Source organism: Flavobacterium sp. CG_9.10 (assembly GCF_015752245.1).
Classification (GTDB): domain Bacteria; phylum Bacteroidota; class Bacteroidia; order Flavobacteriales; family Flavobacteriaceae; genus Flavobacterium.
The window spans coordinates 21,698-32,780 of sequence record NZ_JADOVD010000021.1 but is presented as its reverse complement, the minus strand read 5'-3'; the positions used below and the strand labels follow the sequence as shown (position 1 = coordinate 32,780).

The window sequence follows — 11,083 nt, the reverse complement described above, 5'->3', positions numbered from 1 at the left end:
CTCAAAAACAAGCTAAAGCAGGCTAAAACCTCGTGAAGTGCCAAAATAAATAGAAAAATAAACGTTCCGTGATTTTTTATCGGACAACAATGATTTTTGAGGAAATGTTTTCTTATGCAATTCCGATATATCATCCTCGTATTCTTTTTTTTTACTACCATCCTTTTCGCTCAAAAGACGGAATATAATAGTCTAAATATTTCTGATAGCCTCAAAGAAAATGCCAATGCTGTAGTTCGTTTAAACCAAATTGATATTACTATTTCGTCTCAAAGAAATATGAATATTAAAACTAAAAGGGTAGTTACAGTTCTAAACGAAAAAGGGCTAGGCGCCATACAAGCATCTGAATATTATAGTAAGACTGCATCTATAAAAAGTATAGAAGCTGTTGTTTATGATGTTTTAGGCAATGAAATAAAAAAAATAAAACGAAAGGATTTTAGAGATCAGAGTGCAGTAAGTGGCAGCACTCTTTTTTCAGATGACCGAATTATTTATCTGAATTACACTCCCATACAATATCCTTTTACAGTCATTTTCGAAAGTGAATTAGAAACTTCTAATACTGCTTTTATACCGCAATGGTATCCTGTGGCAGACTATTTTGTAAGTATCGAAAAAAGTATTCTTAATGTAAGTTATCCACCAGATCTTGGTTTTAAAAAAATGGAATCTAATTTTTATAATTTTAAAATTAAAAAGACTATTGATACTCCATCGCAACTTTCCTATACCGCAGCAAATATTCCGGCTCAAAAGGAAGAAGACTATAGCCCTAGTTTTAATTCGATTTTTCCAAAAGTAATGATGGGTCTAGAACTATTTCATCTTGAAAATGTTGATGGAACTGCTAAAACCTGGGAAGCTTTCGGGAAATGGTACTCCGATAAAATTTTAACCGGCACAACAGAATTGCCTGAAGAAACCAAGGCGAAAATGAAAGCATTGGTTGGAGATGAAAAAGACCCGATAAAAAAAGCAAAACTAATCTATGATTATGTCCAAAAAAAATCGCGATACGTAAATATTAGCATTGGAATTGGAGGATGGAAACCTATGTTAGCCGGCGACGTAGATCGATTGGGCTACGGGGATTGTAAAGCATTGACCAATTATACCAAGGCACTCCTAAATGCCGTAGATGTTCCCTCTTACAATACCATATTATATGGAAATCCAAGAAAAAAAGATATCGAAAAAGACTTTGTTTCAATGCAAGGAAATCACATGATTTTATCGATTCCCAATGGGGATAATTATGTTTGGCTTGAATGTACCAGTCAGGATACTCCGTTTGGATATCAGGGAACTTTTACAGATGACAGAAATGTTTTGATTATGAAACCAAGTGGAGGTGAAATTGTGCATACCAAAATCTATGAGGATAAAGGAAATACTCAAGTTAGTAAAGGGAATTATACTATTGCTGAAAACGGCGATTTCTCTGGTAAAATCAGTATTGTTTCTGAAGGTTCCCAATACAATAGAAAAGCGGATGTAGAAAATATGCAGCCAACGGATAAAGAATTGCATTATAAAGAATATTGGGATAATATCAATAATTTGAAGCTAGAGAAAATAACATTCACTAATGATAAAGAAAAAATAAGATTTACCGAGAATGCGGGTATAAACGCCATTAATTACGGAAGCATTTCTGCTAATAAAATGATGTTTGTCTTGAATGCGTACAATCAATTTTCAGGAAATATAAAAAGAATAAGGAATCGTATAAATCCATTGGAAATACAAAGAGGTTTTGTAGATACGGATGAAATTGAAGTTAAATTGCCAGTTGGATTCAACATAGAGTTTCTTCCAGCAGGTTTTGAATTGGATTCCAAGTTTGGAGCCTACAAAACAGAAATAGTTAAAAAAGATGCTTCTAATTTAATTTATAAAAGAACTCTTTTTATTAAAAAAGGAATATATTCTAACAAGGAATATGACGAGTACCGCCTTTTCATTGAACAAATTTCTAGAAACGATAATGCAAAAATAATTTTAACGAAGAATATTTAAATCATGAAATGCAACCAAGTAACTATTATTTTATTTTTCACTCTATTTTTTTTTAAAGCTAATGCGCAAGAATTTAAACTAGGAAAAGTTTCGATTGAAGAACTTCAACAAAAAGTGTACTCAAAGGACACAGCGGCAGTTGCGGCTATATTATTCAAAAAAGGAGAAACTAGCTGCGAATATTCAAATGGTATCGGTTTCACTGTAGTGACCAAAGTAGCTGTCCGCATAAAAATTTATAAAAAAGAAGGATATAATTGGGCTAATCAACAGGTAAATTTCGTTAAAGTAAATTCCATTAAAGAAACTGTTGATTTTACAGATGCAGTCACTTATAATTTGGTCGAAGGAAAAATAGAAAAAACCAAGTTAAAAGGTGAAGGAGAGTTCGCAGAAAATAATGATAAGTCTGTGAGTACAAAGAAAATTACGATGCCTAATGTAAAAGTAGGTTCAGTAATAGAGTTCCAATATATTATTAAATCTCCCAATGTTGGCTCACTTAAAGATTTTTATTTTCAAAGCAATATTCCTGTAAATTATGTCGAATATACAACCTACATACCGGAATATTTCACTTTTTCAAACCATTTTAAAGGGTTTATTACACCAAAGATTATTTCAGATAAAAAAAATAAGGAAATAGTGATGGTAGAAAAGGAAGTTCTCGTTGGTCAGGGGACTAAGTTTACCGAAAATAAGATTTTCTATCAAGAAACTAGAACTAACTATGTAGCAGAAAATTTGCCTGCTCTGAAAGAGGAGGCTTATGTGAATAATGTTGATAATTATGCTGCTAGTTTATCACAAGAATTATCAATGACCAAATTTCCAAATCAACCTTTAAAAAAGTTATCCACCGATTGGGATGCTGTAGTAAAAACGATATATGAATATGAGCAGTTTGGACCTGAATTAAATAAAACGGGCTATTTTGAAGATGATGTAAAAAATATAATTGCGGACTTAAACACGCCGGATGAAAAAATAGAAGCGTTATTAAATTATGTAAAATCTACCGTAAAATGGAATGAATATTATGGTTATGGTTGTCGCGATGGAGTGAAAAAAGCGTATAAAGAGAAGATAGGAAATATTGCAGAAGTTAATTTAATGCTTACCGCAATGTTGCGTTATGCAGGTCTGACAGCGAATCCTGTTTTAGTGAGTACACGATCTAATGGAATTGCAATTTTTCCGAATAGAGCCGCTTTTAATTATGTTATCGCAGCTGTAGAAACTAATAATGGACTTATACTATTAGATGCATCAGATAAGTTTTCGACACCAAATGTATTGCCATTTAGAGTATTAAACTGGCAAGGGAGATTAATAAGAAAAGACGGTACGTCACAAGAAGTTGATCTAATGCCAAAAATTGTGTCTGGCAATACCGTAATGATGAATTACTCGGTTGATGTAAATGGAAAAGTGGCAGGTAGATTAAGAAGACAAAGAACGGATCACAACGCCATGATGTTTAGAAAAAGTACCGACAATATAAAAGAAGAAACCTACCTTGAAAAGTTGGAAAATGAAAATGAAAAAATTGAAATTAAGGAATATTCCAGAACTAATGAAAAAGAATTGAAATTACCTGTAACCGAAACCTTTTCTTTTACTGGAATGAATCTTTGTGATGGTATCGGAGGTAAAATTTACATCAATCCCATGCTGTTTTTTACCGAAGAAAAAAATCCTTTCAAACAGGAAAACAGAGAATATCCTGTAGATTATGGATTTCCATTTTTGGATAAATACAGTATTAATATTCAAATTCCTGACGGATATAAAGTGGAAACGCTTCCGGCCCCCATGGTTCTTAATATGCAGGACAATTTAGGAAGTTTCAAATTCGTGACAAATTTATCAGGAAATACGATTCAGTTAGCAATAACGCATCAAATAAATACGCCAATCATTTCATCTGAGTATTATTCAATGTTGAAGGAATATTATCAAGGTATGGTTTCAAAAGAAAATGAAAAAATTGTATTAACCAAGAACCTATAAAAACATGAAGTGCCATCAATTTATTACTGTCTTATTTATAGCATTATCTTTTTTTAAAAGTAATGCACAAAATTTTGAATTGGGGAAGGTTTCCATTTTAGAATTACAAGAGAAAGCGCATCCGAAAGATACTTCTGCTGTAGCGGCTATTCTATTTGAAAAGGGGAAATTAAGTTTTGAATATTCTCAAGAAAATGGATTTGCAATGCTAACAGAAGTGAAAATGAGAATAAAAATTTATAAAAAAGAAGGATATGATTGGGTAAATCAAAAAGTGAGATATTATTTAGGGAATAATACCAAGGAAAAAGTATCTTTCTCTGAAGCAATGACTTATAATTTAGTCGCCGGTAAAATTGAAAAAACAAAATTAAAAAGCGATGGAGAATTTGATGAAATTATAAATAGGTATTGGGGGCAAAAAAAAATAACATTGCCCAATGTAAAAGAAGGTTCAATTATTGAATTCCAATACAATATTCGATCTTATAGTGTAGTGAGTCCTAGGGAATGGGCTTTTCAATCTAGTATTCCTGTAAATTATTCGGAATATAATTCCTATGTACCAGAATACTTTGTTTATAATTCTACTTTAAAAGGATTTATTACCCCTAAAATAACTGTTGATACATCAAATAAATCTATTGTTTTAACTTCCAAAGAAAGAACACAAAACGGAATGGTAATTAAGACTACTTTTTCTAATGATAAAATTGATTATTTAGAAACAAAAACAAATTATTTAGTGGAAAATATTCCTGCCATGAAGGATGAAGTTTATGTGAATGACATTGATAATTATAAGACTAGTTTGGTGCAAGAACTATCGATGACAAAATATCCAAATTCACCTCTAAAAACATACTCAACAGATTGGAATTCAGTTGTAAAAACAATTTATCAATATGATGATTTTGGTGCTGAATTGAATAAGATAGGTTATTTTGAAGAGGATTTAAAAATTGTGATTTCAGGATTGAATACAGTAGAAGAAAAAGTTGATGCAATTTTAAAATACGTAAAAGCAACTGTAAAATGGAATGAATATTACGGTTATTCCTGTAATGATGGAGTGAAAAAAGCTTACAAAGACAAAACGGGTAATGTAGCCGAAATAAACCTGATGCTCACAGCAATGCTTCGTTACGCTGGCTTAACCGCAAACCCTGTTTTAGTAAGCACTAGGTCCAATGGAATTGCAATGTTTCCTAATAGAACAGCTTTTAATTATGTAATTGGAGCTGTTGAAGATGGAGCTAATTTAATCTTACTGGATGCCACTGATCCTTTTTCGACACCAAATGTTTTACCTTTTAGAGCGCTAAATTGGGTTGGTCGATTAGTACGAAAAGACGGAACCTCCCGCGAAGTAGATTTGATGCCAAAAACGACCTCTAATGATATAGTAACAATGAATTATTCTTTAAATGAAAAAGGGGAAGTGTTAGGAAAATTACGAAGACAAAGAACTGATCATAATGCGATGGTTTTTAGAGAATCGATAAAAGATAGTAAAGAAGACGTTTATCTTGAAAAGTTAGAAAATGAAAACGATCAAATGGAGATACAAGAATATTCCAGAACAAATGAAAAAGAGCTAAAATTGCCCATTGCTGAGACATTATCTTTTAGCGGGGCCAATTTTAGTGAATTAATCGGGGGGAAGATTTATATAAAACCAATGTTATCTTTTGCTCAGAAACAAAATTATTTTAAACAAGAAAACAGAGAATATCCAGTAGATTTTGGTTTTCCTTATTTGGATAAATATGCAATAAATATTCAAATTCCAGCGGGATTTAAGGTGGAAACCCTTCCATCTGCGATGAATATTTCGATGCAGGATAATTTAGCAAATTTCAAATTCATGACAAGTTTAGTAGGCAATACGATTCAGATATCTATTGTAAATCAAATGAATACTCCAATCGTTTCAGCAGAATATTATTCAACGCTAAAAGAATATTTTCAAAAAGTAATTGAAAAACAAAATGAGAAAATTGTATTAATTAAAATTTAGAAAAATGCCTTTAAAAAAATGGTTTGCGGTTTTCGTTTTTCTAATTATATTTTCAAATCTAAGAGCACAAAGCCTTGAATTAGCGAAAGTATCCCTCGCTGAACTTCAAGAAAAAGCACATCCAAAAGATACCTCGGCTGTCGCTGCTGTATTATTTAAAAAGGGTAAAACCGTTTTTGGCTTCAATGTAAAAAATGGATTTACCGCAGTGCATGAGTGTCAAATTAGAATAAAAATATACAAAAAGGAAGGATTAAATTGGTCAAATTTTGTAGTTCCATATTATGTAGGATATGAAGACATGAATGATGATATAGTGAAATTTTCCAATGGAGTTACATACAATTTAGAAAATGGAGCGATTGTTAAAACAAAGCTAAACAGTGAGGGTAGCTTCAAGAAAAATGTAAATGAATATTGGAATGAAGCATCAATTGCATTGCCAAATGTTAAAGTAGGTTCTGTTATTGAATTTAAGTATGTCTTAAAGTCGGAAAATATAGTGAAGTTTCCTGTTTTTGATATACAATATGACATTCCAGTAAATTTTATGGAATACAAAACAGAACTTCCAGAAAATTTTATTTATAAAACTTTAGAATCGGGTTACGTGAAAATAAAATCTGAATTAAAGTATGGAGCTGGATCAATAGCATACGAGGGTGAATATATTCCGGGGGGTGGTGGCAATATTAATATTTTGACTTTCAATAAAATTATTTCTATTTACAGTGCCGTTAACATTCCTGCACTTAATGAGGAGCCATATCTAGATAACATTAAAAATTATAAATCCTCCATTCGAAATGAATTAGAGCGAATTCGATATCCTGATAAACCTGACAAAGATTATTCTATAACTTGGGAAGGGGTGGCCAAAACAATTTTTGAAAACAAGGATTTTGGAAAAGAACTTGATGAACGATTGTATCTTTTAGAGGATTTGAAAAAAATTCTGAAAAAAAATCAAAACATAGATTTTACAGAAGCAGAAAAATTAGATATCATTTTTAATTTCGTCAAACAAAAAATGAATTGGAGCGGCGAATATGGTTATTATGCAGATAAAGGAGTGAAAAAAGCATACCTCGATCAAACTGGAAATACAGCCGAAATAAATTTTATTCTAATCGATATGTTGAAATTGGCAGGAATTAGTGCAAATCCAGTTTTAGTAAGTACCGTGGAACATGGTATTCCTGTTTTTCCTAATAGAACCGTCTTTAATTACGTTATTGTTGCAGCTGAAGTAAATGGGAAACAAATTCTACTAGATGCAACGGATAAATATACAACACAAAATATATTGCCTTTGAAAGTATTAAATTGGAAAGGTCGACTCATAGAAAAAGACGGAACTTCACAGGAAATCAATCTAGTACCGATGCATTTGTCAAACAAAAATTACACTTTGATGACGACAGTTGATAGTGAAGGTATAATTAGTGGAAAAATAAGAGTTCAAAAAACGGATTTCGAAGCATATAGTTTTAGAGAAAAATATGGGCAAACAAATAAGGAGGATTATCTGGAAAAATTAGAAAACGATTTAAATGGAATAGAAATAACAGATTATCTGATAGAAAATAAAGACACCAATTTTTCAAAGCCAGTTATAGAGACTTTTACTTTTAAATCGGATAACTGCTGTGAAATTATAGCGAACAAAATGTTCATAAATCCAATGTTGTTTTTTACTATAAATAAAAATCCTTTTGTTCAAGAAAAAAGACAAATGCCAATTTATTTTGGTTATCCAATTCAAGGTAAATATGCAATAAATGTTCAAATTCCAGCGGGATTTAAGGTGGAAACCCTTCCATCTGCGATGAATATTTCGATGCAGGATAATTTAGCAAATTTCAAATTCATGACAAGTTTAGTAGGCAATACGATTCAGATATCTATTGTAAATCAAATGAATACCCCAATCGTTTCAGCAGAATATTATTCAACGCTAAAAGAATATTTTCAAAAAGTAATTGAAAAACAAAATGAGAAAATTGTTCTTATTAAAATATAACAACACTTTGTCCCTTCGTACCTTTGTGGCAAAATAATAAATAATAATGAACTTAAAAAACTCCCAGCTCGAAGTAGATAATTGGATAAAAGAACACGGCGTTCGCTATTTCAACGAATTGACCAATATGGCACAACTTACGGAAGAAGTAGGTGAAGTGGCCCGAATCATTGCCCGCCGTTACGGAGAACAATCCGAAAAAGAAAGCGATAAAAACAAAGATCTCGGTGAAGAATTAGCTGATGTGGTTTTTGTAGTTTTATGTTTAGCGAATCAAACCGGAATCGATTTGCAAGCTGCTTTCGATAAGAAAATGGATTTGAAATCCGTTAGAGATAAAGATCGTCACAAAAACAACGAGAAACTCAAATAATTTGTGAAATATAAATTATGAATTATAAATGCGGAGTGGTAAATTGCGAACTTGAATTATAACACTCGTAATTCATAATTCATAACTCATAATTAGCTACATGAATTTAAAATTAAGCACGAATTCACAATTCACAATTGACAATTCACAATTAAACATTACTGGCTCAAAAAGTGAAACCAACCGACTATTATTGTTACAAGCCTTATTTTCAAATATTACATTAGCGAATACTTCGAACTCTGATGACAGTGAAGTAATGCAAAAAGCATTGAAAGGAAACGAGGAAATAGTAGATATTCATCATGCGGGAACGGCGATGCGATTTCTAACAGCTTATTTTGCGGTTAATGAAGGACGTGAAGTCGTGTTGACAGGTTCTTCAAGAATGCAGGAGCGTCCGATCAAAGTTTTGGTGGAAGCGTTGGAGCAATTAGGTGCGCAAATCTCTTACGAGAAGGAAGCAGGGTACCCGCCTATTCGAATCAAAGGACAAAAAATTACGGCTTCTAAAGTTAATATTCCGGCAAATGTAAGCAGTCAATACATTTCGGCATTATTATTAGTGGCACCAAAACTAGAAAATGGAATTCAAATCACTTTGGTAGGTGAAATCACTTCTGTTCCTTACATCAAAATGACCTTGGCATTGTTGAATGATTTAGATATTAAAACCAGTTTTGAAGGAAATGTGATTACCGTTTATCCAAAACCAGCAGTGGAATCGAAAGTAATGACCGTAGAATCCGATTGGAGTTCTGCTTCCTACTTTTTTAGTTTGGCTGCTTTAGCTGAAAGTGCTGCCATTTCATTGACGAGTTATAAAGAAACCAGTTTGCAAGGCGATTCAGCATTAGTTGAAATCTACAAACAAATGGGTGTTGATACACATTTTGAAGAAAACAAAATGATGCTAACAAAACAAGCTGACTTTAAACCTGAAACTGTAAATTTTGAACTAAACAACACACCTGATATTGCACAAACTATTGTCGTGACTTGTCTCGGATTAGGAATTGGTTGTCACCTTACAGGACTTCATACCTTGAAAATTAAGGAAACCGATAGATTGGAGGCGCTACGAATTGAACTGACAAAACTAGGAGCCAATATTTCGGTGACCAATGATAGTTTGACGCTTGTGGCTTCAAACAATATCAATCATAATGTGCCAATTGCTACATATAACGATCACCGAATGGCGATGGCATTTGCACCTTTGGCTTTAAAAGTACCAATTGTAATTGAAAATGCCGAAGTAGTATCTAAGTCCTATCCTGATTTTTGGGAAGACATGAAAAAATTAGGTATTGAAATCTCAGAAAAATAAGAGTTGTAAAGACAAGTGAATCAGCTACTTTTGAAAATAAACAGCAAAACACTTGACAACGCCTATCTCACAATCGTATATTTGCACCTGAAAGATTTTTTGGATTCTCATAAATCTAAAATCTAAAATCTAAAATCTAAAATTTAATATGAAATTATCACATTTTCAATTTGATTTACCAAAAGAACTTCTAGCTGAATATCCTGCCGAAAACAGAGATGAAGCACGTCTTATGGTTATTGATCGTAAGAAAGGAACTATAGAACATAAAATGTTCAAAGACGTTATCGATTATTTTGATGACGGAGATGTTTTAATTCTGAATAATACCAAGGTTTTCCCAGCGCGTTTGTATGGAAATAAGGAAAAAACAGGAGCAAGAATCGAAGTTTTTTTACTTAGAGAATTAAACTCTGAGCAAAGACTTTGGGATGTTTTAGTTGATCCGGCCCGTAAAATCAGAATTGGAAACAAGTTGTATTTTGGCGATGATGATTCATTAGTTGCCGAAGTAATTGATAATACTACTTCTCGTGGAAGAACATTGCGTTTCCTTTACGACGGTTCTTATGAAGAATTCAGAAATAAATTGACGGAACTAGGAGAAACTCCAATTCCAAAATACATTTCAAGAGACGTAACTCCGGAAGATGCGGAACGTTACCAAACCATCTATGCTAAAGAAGAAGGAGCAGTAGCAGCACCAACAGCAGGTTTGCATTTTTCTAAAAACCTATTGAAAAAATTAGAGATAAAAGGAATCAAATTTGCCGAAGTTACACTTCACGTAGGTTTAGGAACTTTCAATCCGGTTGAGGTTGAAGATTTATCGAAACACAAAATGGATTCTGAGGAATTAAAAATTACTCAAGAAGCGTGCGATATCGTTAATGATGCCAAAGTTAAAAAGAAACGTATTTGTGCCGTAGGAACTACTTCTATGCGCGCAGTTGAAAGCGCGGTTTCATCACAAAGAACATTGAATCCATTCGATGGTTGGACAAACAAATTCGTTTTCCCTCCTCATGATTTCAGTATTGCGACTTGTATGATTACTAATTTTCATACACCAAAATCTACTTTATTAATGATGGTATCTGCATTTTGCGGACATGATTTGATGAAAAAAGCATATGCTGAAGCGATCCAAGAAGGGTATAAATTCTATTCTTATGGAGATGCCATGTTGATTATTTAATCTGAATTTATTTCATATTCTAAATACCAAAAACTCGTCAGCAATGGCGAGTTTTTTTATGCAATTTAAAATTGCTTGGGCGTTTTGCGGGCTGTACATTT

At 32.5% G+C, this 11,083-nt stretch carries 7 protein-coding genes; all 7 read left to right on the top strand.

All coding sequences use genetic code 11. The features are described from left to right. The first annotated feature begins 114 nt into the window (after positions 1-114). The 7 genes from IWX84_RS14500 (at position 115) to queA (ending at position 10,982) form a co-directional block, all read left to right on the top strand. Complete coding sequence (locus IWX84_RS14500) at positions 115-2,025, top strand: DUF3857 domain-containing protein (protein ID WP_196851475.1); 1,911 nt, start codon at positions 115-117, stop codon at positions 2,023-2,025. Between the two features lie 3 nt (positions 2,026-2,028). Beyond that, entirely contained in the window at positions 2,029-4,038 is a 2,010-nt protein-coding gene (locus IWX84_RS14495) for a DUF3857 domain-containing protein (protein ID WP_196851474.1), read from the top strand. Positions 4,039-4,042: 4 nt separating this feature from the next. Beyond that, a complete protein-coding gene (locus IWX84_RS14490) occupies positions 4,043-6,058 on the top strand; it encodes a DUF3857 domain-containing protein (protein WP_196851473.1) in 2,016 nt (671 codons plus the stop codon). A 4-nt stretch (positions 6,059-6,062) separates the two neighbouring features. Beyond that, positions 6,063-8,081, top strand: coding sequence for a DUF3857 domain-containing protein (locus IWX84_RS14485; RefSeq protein WP_196851472.1), 2,019 nt, complete (start codon positions 6,063-6,065; stop codon positions 8,079-8,081). Positions 8,082-8,127: 46 nt separating this feature from the next. After that, positions 8,128-8,454 (top strand): nucleotide pyrophosphohydrolase, encoded by a 327-nt coding sequence (locus tag IWX84_RS14480; protein WP_196851471.1) that lies wholly within the window; start codon positions 8,128-8,130, stop codon positions 8,452-8,454. Positions 8,455-8,554: 100 nt separating this feature from the next. Next, a complete protein-coding gene (gene aroA, locus IWX84_RS14475) occupies positions 8,555-9,784 on the top strand; it encodes a 3-phosphoshikimate 1-carboxyvinyltransferase (protein WP_196851470.1) in 1,230 nt (409 codons plus the stop codon). A 148-nt stretch (positions 9,785-9,932) separates the two neighbouring features. Beyond that, the gene (gene queA / locus IWX84_RS14470; RefSeq protein WP_196851469.1) at positions 9,933-10,982 is read left to right on the top strand and encodes a tRNA preQ1(34) S-adenosylmethionine ribosyltransferase-isomerase QueA; all 1,050 of its coding nucleotides are present in this window, start codon (positions 9,933-9,935) and stop codon (positions 10,980-10,982) included. Positions 10,983-11,083: the final 101 nt, after the last annotated feature.